The sequence below is a fragment of the Streptomyces marinisediminis genome (assembly GCF_026262575.1).
Taxonomy (GTDB): domain Bacteria; phylum Actinomycetota; class Actinomycetes; order Streptomycetales; family Streptomycetaceae; genus Streptomyces; species Streptomyces marinisediminis.
In genome coordinates, this window is record NZ_JAPKFL010000012.1 from 29,421 (window position 1) to 53,650 (window position 24,230).

A 24,230-nucleotide genomic window follows, 5' to 3' on the forward strand; every position below is an offset into this window, starting at 1 on the left:
CGTCCGGATGTGACGTACGCGACGACGGGGGGCTACGGACTGCACCGAACGCCCTCGGGGGCGTAGCCTTTATTTCCGCTGTCCACCACCATGTGAAGCGGAAGAGGGCGGTTGCCGCCGTGTCGTCACAGTCCCCGAAGACCTCGAGCATCTCGACCGAACAGGACGGGCAAGAAAAGGGCCCCGTCACCGGTTTCGGTCCCAACGAGTGGCTCGTCGACGAGATCTACCAGCAGTACCTCCAGGACCCGAACTCGGTAGACCGGGCCTGGTGGGATTTCTTCGCCGACTACAAGCCGGGCCAGACGACGAGCGGGGACGCCGAGCCCGCCGCGGAGCAGGCTCCGGCGCAGCAGGCCACCGCCCGGCCCGCCGCGCCCCAGGCCCCCGCCGAGCCCCGGCAGGCCCAGCCGCCGCGGGCCGAGCGGCAGCAGACCCAGCGGCCGCCGCAGGCCCGGCAGGACGCCGCCGGCGCCGCCCCGGCCCAGCAGGCCCCGCAGGCGGACGCCAAGCCGGCCCAGCCCCAGCCCCAGCCCCAGGCGAAGGCCCAGCCCGCGCAGTCGGGGCAGGCCGGGGACGGGCGGGCGCCCACGGCGAAGACGCGGGCCGCGGCGCCCAAGAAGGACAAGAAGGAGGAGCAGCCGAAGCAGGAGTCGGCGCCGCGGGAGCAGCCCTCCGGTCCGGAGTACGTCACCCTGCGCGGCCCCGGCGCCGCCGTCGCGAAGAACATGAACGCCTCGCTGGAGCTGCCGACGGCCACCTCGGTCCGCGCGGTCCCGGTGAAGCTGCTGTTCGACAACCGCATCGTCATCAACAACCACCTCAAGCGCGCCCGCGGCGGCAAGGTGTCCTTCACGCACGTCATCGGCTACGCCATGGTGCAGGCGCTGAAGGCGATGCCGGCGATGAACCACTCGTTCGCCGAGAAGGACGGCAAGCCGACGCTGGTCAAGCCGGAGCACGTCAACCTGGGCCTGGCCATCGACCTGGTGAAGCCGGGCGGTGACCGGCAGCTCGTGGTGGCCGGCATCAAGAAGGCCGAGACGCTCACCTTCTTCGAGTTCTGGCAGGCCTACGAGGACATCGTGCGCCGCGCCCGCGGCGGCAAGCTGACGATGGACGACTTCCAGGGCGTCACCGCGTCGCTGACCAACCCCGGCGGCATCGGCACCGTCCACTCCGTGCCGCGGCTGATGCCCGGGCAGGGCGTGATCGTCGGCGTCGGCGCGATGGAGTACCCGGCCGAGTTCCAGGGCACCTCGCAGGACACGCTGAACAAGCTCGGCGTCTCCAAGGTGATGACGCTGACCTCCACCTACGACCACCGCGTGATCCAGGGCGCGGCGTCGGGCGAGTTCCTGCGCGTGATGCACCAGTTCCTGCTGGGCGAGAACGACTTCTACGACGAGATCTTCGAGTCGCTGCGCATCCCGTACGAGCCCGTGCGCTGGAACCAGGACATCGACGTCTCCCACGACGACGAGGTCACCAAGGCCGCCCGCGTCTTCGACCTCATCCACTCCTACCGGGTGCGCGGCCACGTCATGGCCGACACCGACCCGCTGGAGTACAAGCAGCGCAAGCACCCCGACCTGGACATCGCCTCGCACGGCCTGACCCTGTGGGACCTGGAGCGGGAGTTCGCCGTCGGCGGCTTCGCCGGCAAGTCCATGCTCAAACTGCGCGACATCCTCGGCGTGCTGCGCGACTCGTACTGCCGCACCACCGGCATCGAGTACATGCACATCCAGGACCCCAAGCAGCGCAAGTGGATCCAGGACCGGGTGGAGCGCCCCTTCACCACGCCGGAGCGCGAGGAGCAGCTCCGCATCCTGCGCCGCCTGAACGCGGCCGAGGCGTTCGAGACGTTCCTGCAGACCAAGTACGTCGGCCAGAAGCGGTTCTCGCTGGAGGGCGGCGAGTCCGTCATCCCGCTGCTGGACGCGGTGATCGACTCCGCGGCCGAGTCGCGCCTGGACGAAGTGGTCGTCGGCATGCCGCACCGCGGCCGGCTGAACGTGCTGGCCAACATCGTCGGCAAGTCCTACGCGCAGATCTTCCGCGAGTTCGAGGGCAACCTCGACCCGAAGTCGATGCACGGCTCCGGCGACGTGAAGTACCACCTGGGCGCCGAGGGCAACTTCACCGGCCTGGACGGCGAGCAGATCAAGGTCTCGCTGACCGCCAACCCCTCCCACCTGGAGGCGGTGGACCCGGTGGTGGAGGGCGTCGTCCGCGCCAAGCAGGACATCATCGGCAAGGGCGGCACGGACTTCACCGTCCTGCCCGTCCAGCTACACGGCGACGCGGCGTTCGCGGGCCAGGGCGTGGTCGCCGAGACGCTGAACATGTCGCAGCTGCGCGGCTACCGCACCGGCGGCACCGTGCACATCGTCATCAACAACCAGGTCGGCTTCACCGCGGCGCCGGAGGCGGCCCGCTCGTCGATGTACTGCACCGACGTGGCCCGGATGATCGAGGCCCCGATCTTCCACGTCAACGGCGACGACCCGGAGGCCGTCGTCCGCGTGGGGCGGCTGGCCTTCGAGTTCCGGCAGGCGTTCAACAAGGACGTCGTCATCGACCTCGTCTGCTACCGCCGGCGCGGCCACAACGAGACGGACAACCCCTCGTTCACCCAGCCGCGGATGTACAACCTGATCGACAAGAAGCGCTCGGTGCGCAAGCTCTACACCGAGTCGCTCATCGGTCGCGGCGACATCACCATGGAGGAGGCCGAGCAGGCGCTCCAGGACTTCCAGGGGCAGCTTGAGAAGGTCTTCACCGAGGTCCGCGAGGCGGCGGTGACGCCGGGCGAGGCCGAGGTGCCGGCGCCCAAGCCGGAGTTCCCGGTGGCGCTGGAGACCGCCGTCAGCCAGGAGGTCGTCAAGCGCATCGCCTCCTCGCAGGTGGAGGTGCCCGAGCGGATCGCCGTCCACCCGCGGCTGCTGCCGCAGCTCCAGCGCCGCGCGGCGATGGTCGAGGACGGCACGATCGACTGGGGCATGGGCGAGACGCTGGCCATCGGCTCGCTGCTGATGGAGGGCACGCCCGTCCGGCTGGCCGGCCAGGACTCGCGCCGCGGCACCTTCGGCCAGCGGCACGCGGTGCTGATCGACCAGAACACCGGCAACGACTACACGCCGCTGCTGTACCTCACCGACGGCCAGGCGCGCTTCAACGTCTACGACTCGCTGCTGAGCGAGTTCGCGGCGATGGGCTTCGAGTACGGCTACTCCCTGGCCCGCCCCGAGGCGCTGGTGATGTGGGAGGCGCAGTTCGGTGACTTCGTCAACGGCGCGCAGACGATCGTCGACGAGTTCATCACCTCCGCCGAGCAGAAGTGGAACCAGACCTCCGGCGTCGTCCTGCTGCTGCCGCACGGCTACGAGGGCCAGGGTCCGGACCACTCCTCGGCCCGTATCGAGCGGTTCCTCCAGCTCTGCGCGCAGAACAGCATGACGGTGGCCATGCCGACGCTGCCGTCGAACTACTTCCACCTGCTGCGCTGGCAGGTGCACAACCCGCACCACAAGCCGCTGGTCGTCTTCACCCCGAAGTCGATGCTGCGGCTGAAGGCGGCGGCCTCCGCGACGGAGGAGTTCACCACCGGCGGCTTCCGCCCGGTGATCGGGGACACCGGCGTGGAGTCCGGCAAGGTCGAGGCCACCGACATCCGCAAGGTGGTCTTCTGCTCCGGCAAGGTCTACTACGACCTCGACGCCGAGCGGCAGAAGCGGGGCGCGCACGACACGGCGCTCGTCCGCATCGAGCGGCTCTACCCGCTGCCGGCCAAGGAGATCCAGGAGGTGCTGGAGCCCTTCACCAAGGCCCAGAAGTACGTCTGGGCCCAGGAGGAGCCCGCCAACCAGGGCGCCTGGCCGTTCATCGCGCTCAACCTGGTGGACCACCTGGACCTGATCATCGGTGCGGCGCCGGACAACGCGGACCGCCTGCGCCGGGTCTCCCGCCCGTCCTCCTCCTCCCCCGCCGTGGGCTCCCCCAAGCGGCACGCCCAGGAGCAGGCCGAGCTGGTGGCCGAGGTGTTCGACCTCTGACGCCGCACGGCGGCCACAGGACGCCGGGCCGGGCGCCCCCCGTCGGGGAGCGCCCGGCCCGGCGCCGTGTGCGGGCGCCGCGCCCGTGCGCGTACGGGCGCGGCGCCCCCACACAGCACCGTACGCGCCCGGCGCCGCACCGGCGGGGGTGGCGACGGGGCGGCCGCGGTGCCCGCGCCGCCTGCTCCCCGCGTGCTTGCCGCCTGCTCCCCGCGTGCTCGTCGCGGACTCCCCGCGCGCTTCCCCGCCTACTCGTCGTCCTCGTCGTCCAGCCGCGCGAGCCACGTCGCGAGCCGCTCGACCGGCACCTCGAAGTCCGGGTTCAGGTCGACGAAGGTGCGCAACTGCTCGGCGACCCACCCGAGGGTGACCTCCTCCCCGCCGCGCCGGTTCTCCAGTTCCTCGATTCCGCGATCAGTGAAGTACACACGCGCAGCATAAGCGGCCGTCCCGGCGCCCTCGGACGCGGTGCCGCGGCCGGCGGCCGGGCCCGGGCCGCTCCCCCGGACGAGGGATTGACGCGACACAGACGCGATGTATCGTGAGAGGCACAGATCAGACGTCCGTGCCCTGGGAGGCCCTCGTGTCCAGCCCGTCGGAGTGGTGGATCGACGCCCCACACCAGCTCACCCTCACCGAACCGGTCGAGCGGCTCGACGTCCGCATCGTCGGCGGCTCCGTCAACGTCGTCGGCAAGGACACCGCAGGGGCCCGTATCGAGGTCTCCGACCTCGACGGCCCGCCCCTGCACGTCACCCACCACGCCGGCACGCTCACCGTGGCCTACGACGACGTGCCCTGGCAGGGCTTCCTCCAACTGCTGGACCGCAAGCGGTGGCGCCGCAGCGTCCACCTCACGCTCGCCGTACCGGCCACGGCCGGGGTCCGCGTCGGCGCGATCACCGCCGCGACGGTCGTCTCGGGCACCACGGGCGAGGCGGAGGTGCGCGGGATCACCGGCGAGACCACCCTCGTGGGGCTCGGCGGCCCGGTCCACGCGCACTCCGTCTCCGGCGGCGTCGCGGCGCAGGCGCTGCGCGGAGCCCTCGCCTTCCACTCCGTCTCGGGCGACCTCACGGTCATCGACGGCGGCGCCGCCTCCCTGCGCGCCGACTCCGTCTCGGGCGACCTCACGGTGGACGTGCCGGAGAGCGGCGCCGACCCCACCGAGGTGTCGTTGACCACCGTCTCGGGCGAGATCGCGGTACGGCTGCCGCAGGCCCCCGACACCACGGTCGAGGCGCACACCAACGGCGGCTCGGTCTCCTGCGCGTTCGACACCCTGCACGTGGGCGGCCAGTGGGGCGCCAGGCGCGTCACCGGCACGCTCGGCGCGGGGCGGGACACGCTGAAGGCCACCACCGTCTCCGGCGGCCTCGCGCTGCTGCGCCGCTCACCCGGGACCCACACCGACGCCCCCCTGCTCGTGAAGGACGCCTGACATGCCCCCCGTCTTCGCCCACGGCCGCCTGCGCCTGTACCTGCTGAAGCTGCTCGCGGAGGCACCCCGGCACGGGTACGAGGTGATCCGGCTGCTGGAGGAACGCTTCCAGGGCCTCTACGCCCCCTCGGCCGGCACCGTCTACCCGCGGCTGGCCAAGCTGGAGGCCGAGGGGCTGGTGAGCCACACCACCGAGGGGGGCCGCAAGGTGTACTCCATCACCGACCGGGGCCGCGGCGAACTGGCCGGCCGCCAGGGCGAACTCACCGATCTGGAGCAGGAGATCCACGACTCCCTGACGGCCCTGGCCAACGAGATCCGGGAGGACGTCCGCGGCTCGGCCAGCGACCTGCGGCGCGAGATGCGCGAGGCCGCCGAGCGCACCCGCGACACCGGGCCGGGAGCCTTCGGCACCGAGGGGTCCGACCTGTGGCGGGAGGCCACCCGGGAGTGGAAGGAGCAGGCCCGCCGGGCGAAGGCCGAGAGCCGGAAGGCCCGGGAGGAGAGCCGGGCGGCGCAGGAGGAGGCCCGCCGGGCCCGGCACGACGCCCAGCGCGCCGCGCAGGAGGAGGTCCACCGGATCGCCCGGCAGGTGCAGGACCAGGTCTCAGCCCGCGCGCAGGCGGGCGACTGGCAGGGCGCGGTGCGCGAGGGCATGGCGGAGCTGGCCAAGGAGATGGGCTCGCTGGGCGGTCGCCTGTCCGCCCACACCGCCGCGTGGTCGCCCCCCTTCACCGCGGGCCGCTCCACCAAGGCCCCCGGCCCGGATGCGCCCGGCAACGGGACGCCCGAGCCCGGAGCCCGAGAGCCCGGGGCACCGGGGCCGGGGGCGCCCGAGCCCGGAGCCCCCGGGCCCGGAGCCCCCGGGAACGCGGCGCCGGAGGCCGGGGCACCCGGGGCCGGTGCCTTCGAGTCCCGAGATCCGCGCACCGGATCCCGGCCTGACGAGGCACCGGCGCCGGCGTGGGCGGCCGATGCGGGGCCCGCCGACGCCGACGCCGACGCCGCCCGGGTCCTGGAACGCCTGCTGGACCGCTTCCGGGACGACATACGGGACGCCGCGCGGGACCACGGCGTCACCGGGGAGCAGGTGCGGGAGGTCCGCCGCCACCTGTCGACGGCCGCGGCGCACATCGGCGTCCTGCTGCGCCCGCCGCGCTGAGTCAGCGCAGCCGCTTCTCGAGGAAGTGGTCGGCGTGGGGGCCGTCGTGGTAGGCGGGGATCTCGTGGTAGCCGCGCGCCGCGTACAGGGCGCGGGCTTCCACGAGGTCCGCCCGGGTGTCCAGGCGCATCACACCGGCACCCAACTCCCGGGCGGTCTCCTCGGCGGCGGTCGCCACCGCCGCGCCGCCGCCGGTACCCCGCAGCGCGCCCCGTACGTAGACGCGGGCCAGCTCCGCCACGCCGGGTTCCAGCAGCCGGACTCCGGCGCACCCCGCCGCCCGCCCCGGTACCGGGCCAGGAGGAAACGGCCGTGCGGCGGGGCCAGGGCGTCGCTGGGCTCTCCCGCCATCGCCGCGGCGACCTCCACGGCGGTGGTGGCGCGCCCGTGGTACCGGCCCACGATGTCGGCGCAGGAGGCGCGCAGCACCTCTCGCGCCTCGGCTCCGTCCACGGGCGCCGGCCCGACCTGCCACTCCACCGTTCCGCTCCCCCGCCCCCACCGCCGTCAGACCGCCGGCACACCAGACCGCCGAAACACCAGGCCCCCGGCACACCAGACCGTCAGAACATCAGACCGTCAGAGCGTTATCCGGTCAGACCGTCAGGACGACCTTGCCGAACAGGTCGCCCGAGGCCATCTTCTCGAAGCCCTCGCGCGCCCGGTCCAGCGGGAGGGTGGAGTCGATGACCGGGCGGACGCCCTTGGCCGCGCAGAAGTCCAGCAGCCCGGCCAGCTCGTCCTTGGTGCCCATGGTGGAGCCGACGACCTTCAGCTCCAGGAAGAAGATGCGGTTGAGCTCCGCGGACGCGGGGTTGGGCCCGCTGGTGGCCCCGGAGATGACGAGCGCGCCGCCCGGCTTGAGCGACTTCACCGAGTGGGACCAGGTGGCCGCACCCACCGTCTCGATCACCGCGTCCACCCGCTGCGGCAGGCGGGCGCCCGGCTCGCACACCGCCTCCGCGCCCAGCTCCAGGGCGCGTCGGCGCTTGGCCTCGTCCCGGCTGGTGGCGAACACCCGCAGGCCCGCCGCCGCACCGAGCACGATGGCGGCCGTCGCCACGCCACCGCCCGCGCCCTGCACGAGCACGCTGTCGCCGGGGCGCACTCCGGCGTTGGTGAAGAGCATCCGGTAGGCCGTCAGCCAGGCGGTGGACAGGCAGGCCGCCTCTTCGAAGCTCAGCTCCTTCGGCTTGGGCAGCACGTTCCACTGCGGCACGGCCACGCGCTCGGCGAAGGTGCCCTGGTACTTCTCGGTGAGGATCGTGCGCGGCTCGCGCGGCCCCACACCGTGCCCGCTGAGCCCGATGACCGGGTAGACGACGACCTCGTTGCCGTCCGCGTCCACCCCGGCGGCGTCGCAGCCGAGGATCATCGGCAGCGCCTCCTCGCCGAGCCCCACGCCGCGCAGCGTCCACAGGTCGTGGTGGTTCAGGGAGGCGGCCTTGACGTCCACGGTCGTCCAGCCCGGCGGCACGTCCGGCTCGGGGCGGTCGCCGAGTTCGAGGCCGGTCAGCGGCTGTTCCGGGTCCATGCGGGCGGCGTAGGCAGCAAACATGATCCTCAAGCTACGCCGCAGGGGCCCGTCGGGGAACCGCCCGGCCCTGTGACACGCGCCGCGCACCCGCGGCGGGGGGCGGCCCGGCCACCGCCGTGCCGCCCCCTCGGGCCTCGACGTCCGCCGCGCTAGAGGACTTTGGACAGGAAGGACTTGGTGCGCTCGTGCTGCGGGTCGGTCAGGACCTCGCGCGGGTGTCCGGACTCGACGACGACGCCGCCGTCCATGAAGACGAGCGAGTCCCCCACTTCGCGGGCGAAGCCCATCTCGTGGGTGACGACGATCATCGTCATGCCGTCGTCGGCCAGGTCGCGCATGACGTCGAGCACCTCGCCGACGAGCTCGGGGTCGAGCGCCGAGGTGGGCTCGTCGAACAGCATCAGCTTCGGCTCCATGGCCAGCGCCCGCGCGATGGCCACGCGCTGCTGCTGCCCGCCGGAGAGCTGGGCCGGGTAGTTGCGCATCTTGTCGCCGAGACCCACGCGGTCCAGGAGCTTCTCGGCCCGCGCCCGGGCCACGGCCTTCGACTCGCGCTTGACCTGGACCGGCGCCTCCATGACGTTCTCCACCGCCGTCATGTGCGGGAAGAGGTTGAAGCGCTGGAACACCATGCCGATGTCCCGCCGCTGCGCGGCCACCTCGCGCTCGCGCAGCTCGTAGAGGCGGTCGCCCTTCTGCCGGTAGCCGACGAGCTCCCCGTCGACGTAGAGCCGGCCGGCGTTGATCTTCTCCAGGTGGTTGATGCACCGCAGGAAGGTGGACTTGCCGGAGCCGGACGGGCCCACGAGGCAGAACACCTCCTTCGGCGCGACCTCCAGGTCGATGCCCTTGAGCACCTCCACGGGCCCGAAGGACTTGTGGACCTGCTCGGCCTTCACCATCGGCTGGGCGGTGTCGCTGCTGCTCATGCGGTGGTGCCTCCCACCTTGCTCGGCGTACGGGAGGTGGACAGGCCCGCGCGCAGGCGCTGCAGCGGCGTGGGCGGCAGCGCGCGGTCGGCGCCCTTGGCGAAGTGCCGTTCCAGGTAGTACTGGCCGATGCTGAACACGGTGGTCAGCAGCAGGTACCAGACGGAGACGACGATGAACATCTCCATGACCGTCAAGGTGGTGGAGCCGATGTTCTTGCTGACGTAGAACAGCTCGGCGTAGCCGATGACGAACGCCAGCGACGAGGTCTTGAGCATGTTGATGTACTCGTTGCCCGTCGGCGGGATGATCACCCGCATGGCCTGCGGGAGCACGATGCGCACCATCGTCTTCGTGCTGTTCATGCCCAGCGCGTGGGCCGCCTCGGTCTGGCCCCGGTCGACGGACTGGATGCCCGCGCGGCTGATCTCGGCCATGTAGGCGGCCTCGTTGAGACCGAGCGCGAGGAGCGCGGCGACGAACGGCGTCATGACGTCGTTCATCTCGTTGCGGTAGATCGGCCCCAGGTCGACGTACTGGAAGACGAGCGACAGGTTGAACCACAGCAGCAGTTGGACGATGACGGGCGTGCCGCGGAAGAACCACAGGTAGGCCCAGGAGACGGCCGCCAGCACGGGGTTGGACGACAGCCGCATGACCGCCAGCACGGTGCCCAGGACCACGCCGATGATCATCGAGTAGACGCTGATCTTCAGCGTCTCCCAGGCCGGCGAGACGAAGGTGCCGTCCGTCAGCCGCTTGCCGACCACGTCCCAGGCGATATCGCCGTTCGCGAAGCCCAGCGCGATCGCGCCGACGAGGGCGAGGACGATCGCGGCTCCGATCCAGCGGCCGTAGTGGCGCACCGGGATGGCCTTGATCGCCGCCGGCGGCACCGGCCCGTCCGGTTCCGTGCCCCCGGGCCCGGCAGCGCCCGCCCCGCTGGCCGCGCTGGCCGCGCTCTCGGAGTCGGTGGCGGCGTTGCTCTTGGTGGCCGCGCTCTTGTCGGCCGCACCGGCCTTGGCCGCGCCGGCCTTGGCCGCGCCGGCCTTGGCCGTGGCGGGCTTGGCCGTGGCGGGCTTACCGGCCGCGCGGGTCTTCCCGTCCGCGCCACTCCCGGTGGCCGCGGCCGGTGGGTCAGTCCTGGCCGGCTGGGTGGTGCCGGTTTTGTTCTCAGCGTTCTCGGCGTTCTTGGCGCTTTCGGCGCTTTCGGCGCTTTCGGCGTTCTGGGCTTCTTCGGCCCGGTCGGACCGGTCGGCCGGGTCGGCCTGCCGGGACTGGTCGGGCTTGTCGCGTGGTTCGCTCACAGGAGTCTTGCCTCAGGTGGAGTGCGGGTGGGGCGGCCGGTCGGCGTTACTCGCCCGCGTTGACGGTGGCCTCCTCGACGGCCCCCGCCTCGGCGTTCCACTCCTTGAGGACCTCGGCGTACTCACCGTTGTCGATGATCGCCTGCACGGCCTGCTGGATGGCGTCGCGCAGCTCGGTGTCGTCCTTGCTGACGGCGATGCCGTAGGGCGCGGCGTCGATCTGGTCGCCGACGACCTCGAAGCGGTCGCCGCCACCGCCGGTCTTCTCGTTGTAGATCGCGACGGGGAAGTCGGTGATGACGGCCTGCACGCGGCCGGTCTGGAGCTGCGTGACCGAGTCGGTGTCCTTGTCGGCGATGAACGACTTGATCTCGTCGTCGCCGCACTGCTCACTCTGCTGCTTGAGCAGCTCCTCGTTCGCGGTGCCGCGCTGGGCCGCGACCGTCAGGCCGCACAGGTCCTCCAGGGACTGGATCTTCTCCGGGTTCCCCTTCTCGACGAGGAGGGCGGAGCCGGCCTTGAAGTAGTCGACGAAGTCCGCGCCGCCCTCCGCGTCCGCGCTCTGGCCCTCCTGGCGCTCCTTGGTGTCGGTCATGGCCGACATGACGATGTCGTAGCGGTCGGAGTTGAGGCCGATCACCAACTGGTCGAAGGTGGCGTCGTGGAACTTCAGCTCGACGCCGAGCTGCTCGCTCATGGCCTCGGCCAGCCCCGGGTCGATGCCCTTGAGCTCCTCGCCCTCGAAGAACTCGATCGGCGGGTAGGCGATGTCGGAGCCGACGTTGATGACCCCGGCGTCCTGTATCTCCTTGGGCAGCGCGTCGAAGAGGGGAGCGGCGTTCTCCTTCTTCTCCTGCTCGACGGAGTCGCCACCGCCCTCGGCGCCGTCCGTCTGGTCACCGCAGCCGGTGAGCAGCAGGGCACCCGTGACCGCGATGGCTCCGGCCGCGCCGAGGCGGCGGCGGGCGGAGTGACGTCGGGTGAAGCGTGCGGTCATGAGGGGTCCTCCTGCGAGGGGTGAGGGGGTGTCCGTCAGGCAGCGAAGCACGTCGTCGGGGGACGCGGCCCTGCGTAATGCGAGGAATCTTGCCATCCGGACAGGCGTCTGGTGGAGCCACGCATATCAAAATCGGATAACGGCGATCGGGAAGCGGACGCCCCGCGCACCTGATCGAGCGGATCGCGAGCTTTCTCAGACCACTGAGAGCTTCCTCACGCGTCCCCGCGCCCCGTCGGTCACCGGGCTCTCACCGGGCCGTCTCACCGGGAGTTTTTCGTCCGGTTTTCTCGGTTATGCTCGGCCGGGCCGTTCACCCGGCGTACCCATGCCGCTGCTAAGACGGGGAAAGCGACTCGTGGCGGTCACCGTCATCAGGTACAAAGGGCTGTTACACCCCTCACCCGGGGACCCAGGGCGCGTGTGCGGCGCGTCCGGCGTCCGTACCTCCCTCCTGAACGGTGGCGACCGCCCGACGGAACACGGACGCGGTTCCGCCCGCGCCTCACCAGGCAGCGGTACCCTCGGCAGTTTATTCGGAATAAGGGGTCAACAGTGGCAGCGGAGATCGTCAATCCGCAGGGAGAGCTGGCCGAAGACGCGATCGATCCGGCCTTCGCGCTGCATCGCGGCGGCAAGATGGCGGTGCGGGCGACCGTCCCCGTGCGGGACACCGCCGACCTTTCCCTCGCCTACACGCCGGGCGTGGCAAAGGTGTGCAGCGCCATCGCGGAGAAGCCCGAGCTGGTGCACGACTACACCTGGAAGTCGCAGGTGGTCGCCGTGGTCACGGACGGCAGCGCGGTCCTCGGGCTGGGCGACATCGGCCCGGAGGCCTCCCTGCCGGTGATGGAGGGCAAGGCCATCCTGTTCAAGCAGTTCGGCGGCGTGGACGCCGTGCCGATCGCGCTGGACACCCAGGACACGGACGAGATCGTCGACACCGTGGTGCGGCTCGCGCCCTCCTTCGGCGGCGTCAACCTGGAGGACATCTCCGCCCCGCGCTGCTTCGAGATCGAGGAGCGGCTCAAGCAGCGGCTGGACATCCCGGTCTTCCACGACGACCAGCACGGCACCGCCATCGTCACCCTGGCCGCGCTGCGCAACGCGGCCCGGCTGACCGGCGCCGACCTCGCGACCCTGCGCGCGGTGATCTCCGGGGCCGGTGCGGCCGGTGTGGCGATCGCCAAGATCCTCCTCGAAGCCGGCATCGGCGACGTCACCGTCTGCGACCGCAAGGGCATCGTCTCGGCGGACCGGACGGACCTGAACCCGGTCAAGCGCGAACTGGCCGGCTACACCAACCGGTCGGGGCTCTCGGGCACGCTCGACGCGGCGATGGACGGCGCCAACGTCTTCATCGGCGTCAGCGGCGGCACGGTGCCCGAGCCGGCGGTCGCCCGGATGGCACCGGGCGCGTTCGTCTTCGCCATGGCCAATCCCACTCCGGAGATCCACCCGGACGTCGCGCACAAGTACGCCGCCGTGGTGGCCACCGGGCGCAGCGACTACCCGAACCAGATCAACAACGTGCTCGCCTTCCCCGGCGTCTTCGCCGGCGCGATGCAGGTCCGCGCGACGAGCATCACCGAGGGCATGAAGCTGGCCGCCGCCGAGGCGCTGGCCGCGGTGGTCGCCGACGAGCTGAGCGCCGACCGCGTCATCCCCTCCCCCTTCGACGAGCGCGTGGCCCCGGCCGTGACCGCCGCCGTCGCCGCCGCCGCCCGCCTGGAGGGCGTCGCCCGCCGCTGACCCGGGCGCGGCGACGGCGGCCACCGCCGGGCCGGACGCCGCCCGCGAGGGAGACGTCCGGGGGCCGGGACGCGTGCGTCCCGGCCCCCGGACGTCTCCCGTCCGCGCCTCGGGCGCGGCCACCGCGGCGCGGTCACCGCAGCGCGGCGACCACCGCGTCGGAGGGCGAGGCCCACACCGTGCGGGCCTCCGCGAAGCCCGCCTCGCGCAGTGCGCGGGCGTGCCAGCCCGGGGCCTGGATCTCCCCGTCGCTGTGGTCCTCGGCCGGGGAGCCGAAGATGCGGTCGCGTTCGGCGACGGCGTCGGCGAGCGTGGGGTCGGCCGCGGCCGCCTGCCACCACTGCGCCCAGTCCTGCGCTCCGGCGGCCTTCTCCCGCTCGCGCCGCGCCTTGTCGCGGGCGTGCAGGGCCGCGTTGAGGCGCGGCGTGGCGGCGTCGGGCATGTGGTCCGCGTTGAGGAACACCCCGCCCTCCCGCACGAGGCCGGCGAGCTGCCCGTAGAGCGCGGACAGCTCGTCGGTGCGCAGCCAGTGCAGCGCGGTGGCGGTGAGCACGGCGTCGTAGGACGGGTGCGGCAGCCGCTCGGTCCAGTCGGGCCGGCGCAGGTCGACGCTGACGAACTCCACCCGGTCGTCGCCGGCGAAGGTGCCGCGCGCGATGGTGAGCAGCGCCGGGTCCAGGTCGGCGCCGGTGCAGCGCGCTTCGGGGAAGCGGGTGAGCGTGCGGTCGGAGATGCTGCCGGTGCCGCAGGCCAGGTCCAGCACGCGGGGGCGGGGGCCGACGAGCGCCTCCACGGTGTCCAGCATGACGGCGAAGCGCTCCTCGCGGTCGGGCAGGTACCACTCCTGCTGCCGGTCCCAGGAGCGCTGCCAGGTCTGCCAGTCGGTGCCTGCGGCGGTGTCCGTCACGGTTACCCTCCCTGCGTAATAGGCTGTCACGAGAGTCAGCCCTTACCGAATACGGACCTCACCCTACTGCCGAGCCGTAAGGACCACAAGTGGAACTGACCTATTACGCGGACTACGCCGTGCGGCTCGTGAACACCGAGGAGCCGCTGCGCGGCCAGGACACGCTGACCACCCTGGAGGCCGTGCGCGCCCTCTTCGGCGCGAACGCCCGGCAGGCGGCCCGGGCCGTCGAGGCCGACGTGACCCGGCTGCGCGGGGTCCGCACCCGGCTGCGCGCCGTCTTCGCGGCCGCCGCCGAGGCCGACGAGGTGCGCGCCGTGGACCTGCTCAACGCGCTGCTCATGGAGTACCCGTGCAGCCCCCAGATCGCCGGGCACGAGTACCGCGACGCCGACGGCAACCCCAAGTGGCACATGCACCTGGCCGACAGCGCCGCCACCGCCGGGGCCGGCTACGCCGCCATCGCCGCGATGGGGCTGGCGTTCAGCCTCACCGACCTCGGGGTGGACCGGCTCGGGGTCTGCCAGGCCGAACCGTGCCGCAACGTCTACCTGGACACCTCGACCAACCGCTCCCGGCGCTACTGCTCGGACCGGTGCGCCACCCGCGCCAACGTCGCCGCCTACCGGGCCCGCAAGCGCCTGGGGAGCGGCCGCACCGCCGAGAGCGCCCAGCGCGCCAGCGGGCGCGGGGAGCGCTGACCGGCCGGCCGGGGCCGCAGCCGCAGCGCCGCCCGGGCGACCACGAGCGCGTCGGGGACCGCCCCGAACTCCCGGCTGTCGTTGGACGCGTGACGGTTGTCCCCGCGCACCCACCAGCCGCCGTCGCGGCGCCCGACGACCCGCTTGACGATCAGCAGGTCGTGCTGGAACGGGTGGCGCAGCACGACGACGTGCCCCGGGCGCACCGGCGCCCCGTACCGCAGCAGCAGCCGGTCCCCCGGCCACAGCGTCGGCACCATCGACGGGTTCGACACCTCCGCGAGTCCGATCCGTCCCACGTCTCTTGCCGCCCTTCCGGTCCATCCTCCGAACGCCCCGGCGGCGCACTCGGACTTTCGCCCTAATCCCCCGGGGCCCCGCGAGAAAACGACGCCTTCAGGGAGTAATCTCGCACGAGAGAAGACGATCACGAGGAGGCCCAGCTTCATGCTTTCCCGCCTGTTCGCCCCGACGGTGAAGGTCAGCGCCCACTGCGACCTGCCGTGCGGCGTCTACGACCCGGCCCAGGCCCGCATCGAGGCGGAGTCCGTCAAGGCCATCCAGGAGAAGTACCAGGCCAACGAGGACCCGCACTACCGGGCTCGTGCCACCACCATCAAGGAGGAGCGCGCGGAGCTCGCCAAGCACCACGTCTCGGTGCTCTGGAGCGACTACTTCAAGCCGCCGCACTTCGAGAAGTACCCGGAGCTGCACCAGTTGGTGAACGACACCCTCAAGGCGCTCTCCGCGGCCAAGGGCTCCACCGACCCGGCCACGGGCCAGAAGGCCCTGGACTACATCGCCCAGATCGACAAGATCTTCTGGGAGACCAAGCAGGGCTGACCCGGCCCCGCTCCCCGCCGGACCCGCACCACGCCGGGTCCGCCGGGGCACCGCGTCACCCCGCACCCGGTCCGCGGCCGCGCGACGGCGGCCGCGGGCCGGGTGTCGGCGTCTGCGCCCCCGCCGCCGGGGACTCCCCGGACGGCGGGGGCGGGCGCGCTCACCAGGTGACGGGGATGGCCTCCGGGATGCGGAAGGCGACGTCGGCGCGCCAGGGCAGCCGGTCGGGCGGGACGGTCAGGCGCAGGGGCTTCTCCAGCGCGGCCAGCTCCGCCACGACGACGGCGAGCTGCATCCGCGCCAGGGCGTTGCCCGGGCAGCGGTGGACGCCGTGCCCGAAGCCCAGGTGCGGGCGGGGCCGTCCGTCGGCGGCGAAGCGCCCGGGCTCGAAGCGGTCGGCGCGGGGGTAGGCGCGCGGGTCGTGGTTGGCGGCCTCCAGCGAGACGAGCACGCACTCCCCCGCCCGGACCGTCAGCCCGCCCAGGCGCACGTCCTCGGTGGCCACCCGCTTCACGCCGCCGGTCGACATGAGGGTGTGCCGCAGCAGCTCCTCGACGACGGCCGGCCCACCGGCCGCCGACCTCCGCACGGCCGGCAGCGCCCCGGGCTCGGAGACCACCGTGACCAGGGCGTTGGCGACGAAGCTGGCCGCGGTGCGGTAGCCCGCGACGAGCATCATGGTGGCGACCTCGGCGAGCCCGTGGTCGCCGAGCCGCGCCCCGTCGCCGGTGCGGGCCCGCGCGGCCCTGGCCACGACGCTGTCCCCCGGCCCCGCGGCCAGCTCGGGGGCGCGCCGCAGGAAGAAGGCGTACAGGTCGTTCAGCGCGGCCTGGATCTCCGACCGAGGCCGCCCTCGCCAGACCAGCACGGTGTCGCACCAGGCGTTGAGCCGCTCGCCCTCGCGCGGCGACAGGTCGCCCAGCAGCACCCGGCACGCCGCCGCGAACGTCAGCGGCCCGGTCAGCCCGCTGCGCAGGTCCCCCGGCGGCCCGTCCGCCACAAGCCGGGTCAGCAGGTCGCGGGCCACCCGTTGGGTCCACGCCCGGTGGGCGCGGACGCCGCGGGGGTTGAGGGCGTCCGCGAGCAGGCCGCGCAGGCCCGCTTCGGTGAGGGTGGCCATGCCGTCGCCGCGGGCGTTCTCCGCGCGCGGCCGCACCGGTTCCTGGCGCGGCGCGTCGGGCTCCAGCGCGGCGGCCAGGCTGAAGCGCGGGTCGCCCAGCACCGTGCGGGCCACGTCGTGCCGGGTGACGAGCCAGGCGAGGTCGCCGGTGACGGTGCGCACCCGGTGGGCGGGCTCCCCGGCGTCCCGCAGCTCCGCGTACGCGGGCGAGAGGACGGGGCCCCAGTCGTCGAAGGGGAACGCGGGCACGGGCTCGGCGGTCACGCGCCCGTCTCCCCGCCACCCGCCGCCGACCCGACCGGCCGCCCGTCCCGTTCCGCCGGCCGCCCCTCGGCCTGTGCGGGCCGGACCACGGCGAACGCCTGCCGGGCGGAGGCCCGCAGCGCCGGGGAGGAGAAGACCAGCGGGATGAAGGGGATGACCTGGTGGTAGATGTTGACCGAGCTGGGCACGCCCAGGATGCCCGGGGCGTCGGTACACAGGGGCAGCTCCGCCAGCAGGTAGCGCATGTTCTCCTCCTGCTGCGCGAGGGTGGGGGCGCCGCCCTTCAGCCGGGGCGCCAGCGCCCGGCGGCTGGCCGCCAGGAACACCGTGCGCACCTCGGGGTCGCGCTCGACCGCCCGCTCGAACCGCTCCCGCAGCACCCGGTAGCGGGGGTGGTCCGCGAACTGCGACACCGTCAGCACGGGCCTGTCGTCGCCCGGCACGCCGAGGGTCTCCCAGGCCCGCGCGACCCGTCGGGAGATCCGGCGGGTCTGGCTCCGGGCCCGGCTCCAGGCGCGTTCGGAGTCGTCGCCCAGGGCGCGGTAGGTGTGCATGACCGAAACGTCGGGGACGATGACGTCGACGGTGCGGAAGAGTGCGGTGCTCCACCGCAGCAGCGCGGCGAGCCGCTCCTCGCTGAAGTAGCTGTTGCCGGGGCTGACCCCGATCAGGACGTGCTCCCCCTGAGCGCAGACGGCCCGGCAGTTGTCGGTGTAGGGCTCGATGGCGAAGTCCGCCGGAACCCTCGTGCCCGCGATGTCCCTCATGCCGTTTCCCCTCTGGTGGTCGGGCCTGCGGCGGGCGGCGCGCCGGCGGGCCACCGGCGCGCCTTCCCCACTGCACACGTGAGGTGACCGTTCCCCCGCACGGCGTGACGCCCCGGACTCCTGGCGCTTGTTCACGCGAAGTGGTGAGGCGCGCGGCTGCCAAACGCGGGCGGTGGGGCACGGCCGGACGTGCGGCGCACGCGGGGCGCGGACGGGCCCCGGCCCACCGCGGACGGGCCCCGGCCACCATGGCCGCCGCCGTCCCCCGTGCCCAGGGCGGACGGCCCGCCCCCCGAGCGGCGCCCCGTCTTCCGTGAGCGGACGCCGAGCACCGTGGCCGGGGTGCCGGGGCACGCCTCCGCCCCCGGTGCCGCGCGCGGGCGCGACCGGGGGCGGAGGGACCGGCGCGGCCGGAGGCCGGAGCCGGGGGCGGGGGCTGGCGCGGTGGCCTACAGGCCGTCGGTGTACAGGAGACGGTTGGGCGAGCCGGGGCCGATGTCGCGCACCTTGTCCATGCTCGCGGTGCGCTTCAGCCAGGAGGCGAGGGCACCGGGCGGGGTCTGGCCGTTCTGGTCCAGGTACAGCGCGGCCACGCCCGCCGCGTGGGGCGCGGCCATGGAGGTGCCGCTCTTGGTGGTGGAGCCGCCGCCGAGCTGAGCGGAGACGATGTCCACCCCGGGCGCGTACAGGTCCAGGCAGGGGCCGTAGTTGCTGAACTCGGCCTCCGCGTCGCGCCGGTCCGTCGCGCCGACCGTGAAGGCGAGGCGGGCGCTGGCCGGCGAGACGTTGCAGGCGTTCTGCGCCTCGTTGCCCGCCGCCACCACCGGCAGGACGCCGGAGCGGGCCAGGGAGTCGGCGGCGGCGTTCGTCGCGTAGGAGTAGGAGCCGCCCAGCGAGGCGTTGAGCACGGCGGGCTGGTCGGCGTTGGCGGCGACCCAGTCGAACCCGGCGACGATGTCGCTGGTGCTGCCGCTGCCCTCGCAGTTCAGGACGCGGACGCTCACGAGCTGCACCTCGCGCGCCACGCCGTAGGTCTCCCCGCCGACGGTTCCGGCGACGTGCGTGCCGTGGCCGTTGCAGTCCGCGCCGTTGCGGCCGTCGCCGACGGCGTCGAAGCCCGGCACCGCGCGGCCGCCGAACTCGGCGTGGTCGTAGTCGATGCCCGTGTCCATGATGTAGGCGGTCACCCCGGCGCCGGTGTGCTCCACGGTGAAGTCGCCGTCCAGCGGGAGGTCGCGCTGGTCGATGCGGTCCAGGCCCCAGCTCTCGGCGGGGGCGAGCGCGCCACCGCCCGGCGCGCCCTCGGCGGGCGCGTCCTCGGCGACCGCGTGCGGGGCGACCGGGGGCACCGGCCGCGGGGCGTGCACGGCTTTGACCACCGCGTCCTGCTCCACGGTGGCCACGCCGGCCACCCGGCGCACGGTGGAGAGCTGGGCGTCGGTGAGGGTGGCGGCGAAGCCGCGCATCGCGGACTGGTAGACGTGGCGCGGTTCGATGCCGATGTCCTTGGCGGCCTTCGCCGGGTCGACGCCCTCGTCGAGGGTGACGAGGTACTGGCCGGGGATGGGGTCGGCGGCCTGGTAGAGCGGCGCCAGCACGGTGCGGCCGGGTTCGGGCACCGCGTCCCCGGGGGGCGCGGCGAAGGCCAGGGGTGTGGGCAGCAGGACGGCGGCCGTGAACAGGCCCAGCCGTCGCGCGAAGGAACGGAGCATGAGCGCCCTCTCTCGTGCGTGGAGTCACGGCCGAGCCGGGCGCGCCCGGGTGTCGCTGACACGCTCGACGGCCGTTTTCCTGACTTATCGTCAGAGACCGCATCGGACTTGAGCGAACTCACTCGTACGATTGACGCGAAATCAGGCCACCAGAGGACTCCCGTGCTCCCGGAGCCAGGCGTGGTACTCCGGGGCCTCGCGGGCGATGCGGACGTACTCGGCGCGCAGTTCGGCGAAGATCTCCTCGGTGTCCGTGCCGGGGGCGGAACCGGGGCGGGAGGCCAGGAAGAGCCGGACGCCGAGCGGGTCTCCGGCCAGCCGGCGGACCAGCACCCCCGGGCGCGGCCGGGTGCCCGGCTGGCAGGGGATCACCACCTCGCCGGCCGCCAGGAGGTCCCAGCCGGTGAGGTAGTCGCCCAGCATCACCTTCGGGTTGATCCCGGCTGCGGCGAAGACCCGGCGCAGGCCGTCCCACTCGCCGTCCGCGGTGGGGTCCACCATCCAGCGGACCCCGGCCAGGTCGGCCAGGTCCAACGGCCCCTCGTTCCCGGCGGCGGGGTGGTCGGCGGGCAGGGCCACGAACTGCGGCTCCCGGTCGATGAGGACACGCTGCTCCAGGCCGGGCGGGACGCGCAGCGGGCTGCCGGCCACCTCGTGCACGAACGCCGCGTCCAACTGCCCGGCGTCCACCATCCGCAGCAGCGCGTTGGCGGACACCTCGACGTGGATGCTGGTGTCGACGTCCGGGTAGCGGGCCTGGAGGCGGCGCAGCCAGCCGACCACGGTGCGGCTGCCGGTGTTCCCGGTGCTGCCGACGCGCAGCCGCGCCTCGCCCGCGCGGCGCACGGTCTCCCGGGCCTCCAGGACCAGGGCGGACATCTCCGAGATGATGGGCCGGGCCCGGCTGAGCACCGTCCGGCCGAGTGTCGTGGGCCGGCTGCCGGTACGCTCGCGGACGAACAGACGGCCTCCCAGGGCGCGTTCGATGCGTCGTAACTGGGTGGTCAGCGACGGCTGCGTCATGCCCAGTTGCCGGGCCGCCGCGCGGACGCTGCCGGCGTCGGCGATGGCGCACAGCGCCCGCAAATGCCTGACTTCCAGCTCCACGCCCGGAGGATAACGGCGGGTCCGGCGCGCTCACCAGAGCCGGGAGGCGGCGAAAGCGATCCGGCACGGCGAGCCGCGGGCCGGGAAGTGGGTGCCGCCCCAACCCCATAGGACGGCCCTATCGCGGGCTGGCATCCTCCGCACCGCTGGTCATGTACCCGACACTCGCTGTCGACCGCGATGTCATCCGGCGCTCAGGGCCCACCGCCACCCCACAGCAGGCGGCCGGGCGGGTGCCGGAGGAAGGGAAACCCCCCATGCAGCACACCAGGACAGCCCTCTCGGCCGCGCTCGGCGTCGGTCTGGCGGCACTGCTCGCCGCGGGCCCGGCGGCGGCCACCTCGGCGGCCCCCGAGGCCGGGGCCGGCACGTCGGGCGCGGCCACCGCCGCGTTCACCCCGCCCAAGGGTCCGAGCGCGAGCGTCTCCGACGAGCAGGCCACGCGGGCGTTCTTCGAGGCGGTGCGCGCCTCGGCGATGGAGAAGTACGCCGAGAACCCGGGCGCCAGCGCCGTCACCGTCACCTACGACGCCAGCCGGGCCCCGAGCTTCCGCACGCAGATCGCCAGCTCGACGCGGATATGGAACTCCTCCGTCAGCAGCGTGCAGCTCCGCGAGGGGAGCAACGCGGACTTCCGCTACTACGAGGGCAACGACCGGCGCGGCTCGTACGCCTACACCGACGGGCGCGGCAACGGCTACATCTTCCTCGACTACCGGCAGAACCAGACCTACGACTCCACCCGGGTCACCTCCCACGAGACCGGGCACGTGCTCGGGCTGCCGGACAACTACTCCGGCCCGTGCAGCGAGCTGATGTCCGGCGGCGGCCCCGGCCCGTCCTGCACCAACGCCTATCCCAACCGCACCGAGATCAACCGCGTGAACTCGATGTGGTCCTACGCGCTGTCCGCGTTCGCCAAGGAAGGCGCTGACAAGTAGCCGACAAGAGCCGGCGGGTAGCCGGCAGGTAACCGGCCGCCCCGCGGCCCCCGTGCCCGGCGCAGGCGGGTGCGGCACGGCCCGGGCGCGGCGCGGCACGGGCCCGCGCGGGCGCACAGCCCGGGCGGCGGGAGCCGGCCCGATCGGCTCCGTGGGCGCCGTGGCCGTCCGTCCGAGGGGGCGGGCGGCCCACGGCGCCCTTTCGCGCGCACGAAAAACCCCGTGGCCCGGGGGGCCGCGGGGATGGGAGAGTGGGCACCGACCGTCCGCAGCCGAACCGTGAGAGGGCGTCCGCCGTGCTGCCTCCCGCCACCGAGTCGATGTGTCTGCTGTGCGCCGCCGTCGTGGTGCACGACGAGCGGACGGACCGCGTGCTGCTGGTGCGGCGCGGCCCCCGCGCGGCGTTCGCCCCGGGGCGCTGGGACCTGCCGGTGGGCAAGTGCGAGCCGGGCGAGCCGGTCACCGCCGCCGCCGTGCGCGAACTGCGCGAGGAGACCGGCCTGGCGGTCGAGCCCGAGGCGCTGGAGCTGGCCCACGTCGTCCACGGCGCGCACGGCGTGCAGGCGCCCGGCGGCTACCTCACCGTCGTCTTCGCGGCGCGCGCGTGGCGGGGCGAGGCGGTCAACGCCGAGCCGCACAAGCACGCGGAGGTGCGCTGGGTGCCGGTGTCCGAGGTGCCGCGGGACGCCGTGGCGCCGACCCACGAGGCCGTCACCCGCTACCGGGCGGGCGAGCGCGCGGCGCTGCTCACCGGGTGGGAGTCAGCCGCCACAGCGAGGTGACCTCGGCCGCCCGGGCCGCGTGCAGCGGGTCGCCGGGATCGGCCGTCTTGGGGTGCGCGGGTCGGACGTCGAGCCGGTCGGCGACGGTGAGCCCGGCGGCGTCGAAGAGCGCGGTGAGCTCCGCCCGCGAGCGCAGGCCCAGGTGTTCGGCGAGGTCGGACAGGATCAGCCAGCCCTCCCCGCCCTCGGTCAGCGCTGCGGGCAGCCCGGACAGGAAGCCGCGCAGCATGCGGCCGCCCGGATCGTAGACGGCCGCCTCCACCGGGGACGTCGGCTTCGCCGGCAGCCAGGGCGGGTTGCAGACGGCCAGGGGGACGCGCCCGGGGGCGAACAGGTCGGCGGTGACGACCTCGACGCGGTCGGCCACGCCCAGGCGCGCGGCGTTCTCCCGGGCGCAGGCCACGGCGCGCGGGTCCTGGTCGGTGGCGAGGACGCGGCCCACCCCCCGTCGGGCCAGGACCGCGGCGAGCACCCCGGTGCCGGTGCCGACGTCCTGGGCGAGCCGGCGGTCCGCGGGCAGCGGCGCGCGGGCCACCAGGTCGACGTACTCGCCGCGCACGGGCGAGAAGACGCCGTAGTGCGGGTGGACGCGGTCACCGCCGAGCGCGGGGACCGGCACCCCCTTCGTGCGCCACTCGTGCGCCCCGATGACGCCGAGGAGTTCGCGCAGGGCGACGGCGAAGGGCCGGGCGCCGGGGCCGGGCGGACCGTAGGCCGCCGCGCAGGCGGCCCGGACGTCGGGGGCCCGCCGCAGCGGCACGGCGTACCCCTCGGGCCCCGGCGTCAGCGGCACGAGCAGCAGGCCCAGCAGGCGCGCGCGGCGGCCCTGGACCTGCCGGTGCCGGTGGAAGGCCTCATACGGTGTCGCGGCCGTCGCGGCGGACGCGGCGCGGCGCGCGTCCCGGCGGCGCGGGGCCCGGTCGGCGCGGCGGGCGAGTGCGCTCAGGAGCTGCCGCGCGCCGTGGTAGTCGCCACGCCACAGCAGGGCGGTGCCCTCGCAGACGAGGCGGAAGGCCTCGTCCGCGCGCAGGGCGTCGTCGGCCTCCACCACGCGGCGCGGCACCGGCGCCCCCGACTCCGAGTGCCAGCCCAGCGCGGGCCCGCCGGGGCCGAGGGGGAGGCCGAGCGGGGGGCGGGGCGGAGGGGCGTCCATGCGCAGAGCCTATCCAGGGCACTCCGGGCGCCGACCGCCGGACGTACGCCGGGGGACGACCCGGCGCACGCCCGGATCGCGGCGCCGAGAACGCACCCCGATCAGCCCTCATGACGAGGAGTGATCACACGACCACAGCGGGCAGGACACAGGTATGGCGACTCCCATCACCTCCGGCTCCCTGCTCACCGCGCTGCGCCGGGAAGGCTGCACCGTGGTCGAGGTGGGCGACTGGCGCAGGCACAACCGCAACCACCGGGGCCCGTGGGGCCCGGTGAACGGCGTGATGATCCACCACACCGTCACCAACGGCTCCGCGCGCACCGTCGAGCTCTGCCGGGACGGCTACCCGGGGCTGCCCGGGCCGCTGTGCCACGGCGTCATCACCAAGGACGGCCGGGTCCACCTGGTGGGCCACGGCCGCGCGAACCACGCCGGTCTCGGCGACGACGACGTGCTGCGCGCCGTCATCGCCGAGCGGCGCACCCCCACGCCGAACGAGCGCAACACCGACGGCAACAGGCGCTTCTACGGATTCGAGTGCGAGAACCTCGGGGACGGGCGCGACCCCTGGCCCGAGGCGCAGCTGGACGCCATCGCACGCGCGGCGGCGGCGGTGTGCCGGCACCACGGCTGGAACGAGTGGTCGGTCATCGGGCACCTGGAGTGGACGCACTACAAGATCGACCCGGCGGGCTTCACCATGGACGCGATGCGCGAGCGCGTCGGGAAGCTGCTGCGCTGACGCCG

Annotated in this window: 22 protein-coding genes; 9 read left to right on the forward strand and 13 right to left on the reverse strand. The window is 73.7% G+C overall.

Going from position 1 to position 24,230, the window contains the following annotated elements:
* The first annotated feature begins 119 nt into the window (after positions 1-119).
* On the forward strand, positions 120-4,058 hold the full coding sequence (locus OSB71_RS11800) for a multifunctional oxoglutarate decarboxylase/oxoglutarate dehydrogenase thiamine pyrophosphate-binding subunit/dihydrolipoyllysine-residue succinyltransferase subunit (protein ID WP_265947312.1): 3,939 nt from the start codon (positions 120-122) through the stop codon (positions 4,056-4,058).
* Between the two features lie 248 nt (positions 4,059-4,306).
* Here the strand turns inward: OSB71_RS11800 and OSB71_RS11805 are convergent, their stop codons facing one another.
* The gene (locus OSB71_RS11805) at positions 4,307-4,486 is read right to left on the reverse strand and encodes a DUF6104 family protein (RefSeq protein ID WP_265947314.1); all 180 of its coding nucleotides are present in this window, start codon (positions 4,484-4,486) and stop codon (positions 4,307-4,309) included.
* 155 nt (positions 4,487-4,641) lie between these two features.
* Here OSB71_RS11805 and OSB71_RS11810 point away from each other — a divergent pair, with 155 nt between their 5' ends.
* Both OSB71_RS11810 and OSB71_RS11815 read left to right on the forward strand, forming a co-directional pair.
* Positions 4,642-5,499, forward strand: coding sequence for a DUF4097 family beta strand repeat-containing protein (locus tag OSB71_RS11810; RefSeq protein ID WP_265947316.1), 858 nt, complete (start codon positions 4,642-4,644; stop codon positions 5,497-5,499).
* 1 nt (position 5,500) lies between these two features.
* Positions 5,501-6,661: a PadR family transcriptional regulator gene (locus OSB71_RS11815; protein ID WP_265947318.1), complete on the forward strand. Its 1,161-nt coding sequence runs from the start codon at positions 5,501-5,503 to the stop codon at positions 6,659-6,661.
* A gap of 1 nt (position 6,662) precedes the next feature.
* On the opposite strand, the gene OSB71_RS11820 is transcribed toward OSB71_RS11815, so the two are convergent.
* The 5 genes from OSB71_RS11820 to OSB71_RS11840 form a co-directional block, all read right to left on the reverse strand.
* The gene (locus OSB71_RS11820) at positions 6,663-6,902 is read right to left on the reverse strand and encodes a GNAT family N-acetyltransferase (RefSeq protein WP_265947320.1); all 240 of its coding nucleotides are present in this window, start codon (positions 6,900-6,902) and stop codon (positions 6,663-6,665) included.
* 354 nt (positions 6,903-7,256) lie between these two features.
* On the reverse strand, positions 7,257-8,219 hold the full coding sequence (locus OSB71_RS11825; protein WP_265947322.1) for a zinc-binding dehydrogenase: 963 nt from the start codon (positions 8,217-8,219) through the stop codon (positions 7,257-7,259).
* A gap of 128 nt (positions 8,220-8,347) precedes the next feature.
* The gene (locus OSB71_RS11830) at positions 8,348-9,127 is read right to left on the reverse strand and encodes an amino acid ABC transporter ATP-binding protein (protein ID WP_323055279.1); all 780 of its coding nucleotides are present in this window, start codon (positions 9,125-9,127) and stop codon (positions 8,348-8,350) included.
* Positions 9,124-10,023, reverse strand: a complete 900-nt coding sequence (locus OSB71_RS11835; protein ID WP_265947530.1) for an amino acid ABC transporter permease — start codon at positions 10,021-10,023, stop codon at positions 9,124-9,126. The genes OSB71_RS11830 and OSB71_RS11835 overlap by 4 nt, the downstream gene beginning before the upstream one ends.
* Positions 10,024-10,480: 457 nt before the next feature.
* A complete protein-coding gene (locus tag OSB71_RS11840; protein ID WP_265947324.1) occupies positions 10,481-11,431 on the reverse strand; it encodes an ABC transporter substrate-binding protein in 951 nt (316 codons plus the stop codon).
* A gap of 555 nt (positions 11,432-11,986) precedes the next feature.
* Here OSB71_RS11840 and OSB71_RS11845 point away from each other — a divergent pair.
* Positions 11,987-13,183 carry an NAD(P)-dependent malic enzyme gene (locus OSB71_RS11845; RefSeq protein ID WP_265947326.1) on the forward strand — a complete coding sequence of 399 codons (1,197 nt, stop codon included), beginning with the start codon at positions 11,987-11,989 and terminating at the stop codon, positions 13,181-13,183.
* Between the two features lie 133 nt (positions 13,184-13,316).
* Here the strand turns inward: OSB71_RS11845 and OSB71_RS11850 are convergent, their stop codons facing one another.
* Positions 13,317-14,090: a class I SAM-dependent methyltransferase gene (locus OSB71_RS11850; protein WP_265947328.1), complete on the reverse strand. Its 774-nt coding sequence runs from the start codon at positions 14,088-14,090 to the stop codon at positions 13,317-13,319.
* An 89-nt stretch (positions 14,091-14,179) separates the two neighbouring features.
* On the opposite strand from OSB71_RS11850, the gene OSB71_RS11855 reads away from it, so the two are divergent.
* The gene (locus OSB71_RS11855; protein WP_265947330.1) at positions 14,180-14,791 is read left to right on the forward strand and encodes a CGNR zinc finger domain-containing protein; all 612 of its coding nucleotides are present in this window, start codon (positions 14,180-14,182) and stop codon (positions 14,789-14,791) included.
* Here the strand turns inward: OSB71_RS11855 and sodX are convergent.
* Entirely contained in the window at positions 14,713-15,240 is a 528-nt protein-coding gene (gene sodX / locus OSB71_RS11860; protein ID WP_265947332.1) for a nickel-type superoxide dismutase maturation protease, read from the reverse strand. The genes OSB71_RS11855 and sodX overlap by 79 nt on opposite strands.
* Between sodX and sodN the strand changes: the two genes are divergently transcribed.
* Positions 15,239-15,634, forward strand: a complete 396-nt coding sequence (gene sodN, locus OSB71_RS11865; protein ID WP_265947334.1) for a superoxide dismutase, Ni — start codon at positions 15,239-15,241, stop codon at positions 15,632-15,634. The two genes, sodX and sodN, sit on opposite strands and share 2 nt — an antisense overlap.
* A gap of 160 nt (positions 15,635-15,794) precedes the next feature.
* Here sodN and OSB71_RS11870 read toward each other — a convergent pair whose 3' ends face one another.
* The 4 genes from OSB71_RS11870 to OSB71_RS11885 all read right to left on the reverse strand — a co-directional run bounded on the left by OSB71_RS11870 (position 15,795) and on the right by OSB71_RS11885 (position 20,604).
* Positions 15,795-17,018 carry a cytochrome P450 gene (locus OSB71_RS11870; RefSeq protein WP_265947336.1) on the reverse strand — a complete coding sequence of 408 codons (1,224 nt, stop codon included), beginning with the start codon at positions 17,016-17,018 and terminating at the stop codon, positions 15,795-15,797.
* Positions 17,015-17,785: a tRNA-dependent cyclodipeptide synthase gene (locus OSB71_RS11875; protein ID WP_265947338.1), complete on the reverse strand. Its 771-nt coding sequence runs from the start codon at positions 17,783-17,785 to the stop codon at positions 17,015-17,017. Before OSB71_RS11875 ends, OSB71_RS11870 begins: the two co-directional genes overlap by 4 nt.
* Before the next feature lie 449 nt (positions 17,786-18,234).
* A complete protein-coding gene (locus tag OSB71_RS11880) occupies positions 18,235-19,497 on the reverse strand; it encodes a S8 family peptidase (RefSeq protein WP_265947340.1) in 1,263 nt (420 codons plus the stop codon).
* Between the two features lie 141 nt (positions 19,498-19,638).
* The gene (locus tag OSB71_RS11885; RefSeq protein WP_265947342.1) at positions 19,639-20,604 is read right to left on the reverse strand and encodes a LysR family transcriptional regulator; all 966 of its coding nucleotides are present in this window, start codon (positions 20,602-20,604) and stop codon (positions 19,639-19,641) included.
* Between the two features lie 257 nt (positions 20,605-20,861).
* Between OSB71_RS11885 and snpA the strand changes: the two genes are divergently transcribed.
* Together snpA and OSB71_RS11895 are read left to right on the forward strand one after the other, a co-directional pair.
* Positions 20,862-21,545 carry a snapalysin gene (snpA, locus tag OSB71_RS11890; RefSeq protein WP_265947344.1) on the forward strand — a complete coding sequence of 228 codons (684 nt, stop codon included), beginning with the start codon at positions 20,862-20,864 and terminating at the stop codon, positions 21,543-21,545.
* A 320-nt stretch (positions 21,546-21,865) separates the two neighbouring features.
* Positions 21,866-22,327 (forward strand): NUDIX domain-containing protein, encoded by a 462-nt coding sequence (locus tag OSB71_RS11895; protein ID WP_265947532.1) that lies wholly within the window; start codon positions 21,866-21,868, stop codon positions 22,325-22,327.
* Here OSB71_RS11895 and OSB71_RS11900 read toward each other — a convergent pair.
* Positions 22,293-23,480: a methyltransferase gene (locus tag OSB71_RS11900; protein ID WP_265947346.1), complete on the reverse strand. Its 1,188-nt coding sequence runs from the start codon at positions 23,478-23,480 to the stop codon at positions 22,293-22,295. The two genes, OSB71_RS11895 and OSB71_RS11900, sit on opposite strands and share 35 nt — an antisense overlap.
* 154 nt (positions 23,481-23,634) lie before the next feature.
* Here OSB71_RS11900 and OSB71_RS11905 point away from each other — a divergent pair, with 154 nt between their 5' ends.
* On the forward strand, positions 23,635-24,225 hold the full coding sequence (locus OSB71_RS11905) for an N-acetylmuramoyl-L-alanine amidase (RefSeq protein WP_265947348.1): 591 nt from the start codon (positions 23,635-23,637) through the stop codon (positions 24,223-24,225).
* Positions 24,226-24,230 lie beyond the last annotated feature (5 nt).

Coding starts and splice junctions, on each gene's coding strand:
- OSB71_RS11815 (WP_265947318.1), top strand. CDS start 5,501: ATGCCCCCCGTCTTCGCCCACGGCCGCCTGCGCCTGTACCTGCTGAAG.
- OSB71_RS11825 (WP_265947322.1), bottom strand. CDS start 8,219: ATGTTTGCTGCCTACGCCGCCCGCATGGACCCGGAACAGCCGCTGACC.
- OSB71_RS11830 (WP_323055279.1), bottom strand. CDS start 9,127: ATGAGCAGCAGCGACACCGCCCAGCCGATGGTGAAGGCCGAGCAGGTC.
- OSB71_RS11840 (WP_265947324.1), bottom strand. CDS start 11,431: ATGACCGCACGCTTCACCCGACGTCACTCCGCCCGCCGCCGCCTCGGC.
- sodN (WP_265947334.1), top strand. CDS start 15,239: ATGCTTTCCCGCCTGTTCGCCCCGACGGTGAAGGTCAGCGCCCACTGC.
- sodX (WP_265947332.1), bottom strand. CDS start 15,240: ATGAAGCTGGGCCTCCTCGTGATCGTCTTCTCTCGTGCGAGATTACTC.
- OSB71_RS11875 (WP_265947338.1), bottom strand. CDS start 17,785: ATGAGGGACATCGCGGGCACGAGGGTTCCGGCGGACTTCGCCATCGAG.
- OSB71_RS11880 (WP_265947340.1), bottom strand. CDS start 19,497: ATGCTCCGTTCCTTCGCGCGACGGCTGGGCCTGTTCACGGCCGCCGTC.
- snpA (WP_265947344.1), top strand. CDS start 20,862: ATGCAGCACACCAGGACAGCCCTCTCGGCCGCGCTCGGCGTCGGTCTG.
- OSB71_RS11895 (WP_265947532.1), top strand. CDS start 21,866: ATGTGTCTGCTGTGCGCCGCCGTCGTGGTGCACGACGAGCGGACGGAC.
- OSB71_RS11900 (WP_265947346.1), bottom strand. CDS start 23,480: ATGGACGCCCCTCCGCCCCGCCCCCCGCTCGGCCTCCCCCTCGGCCCC.
- OSB71_RS11905 (WP_265947348.1), top strand. CDS start 23,635: ATGGCGACTCCCATCACCTCCGGCTCCCTGCTCACCGCGCTGCGCCGG.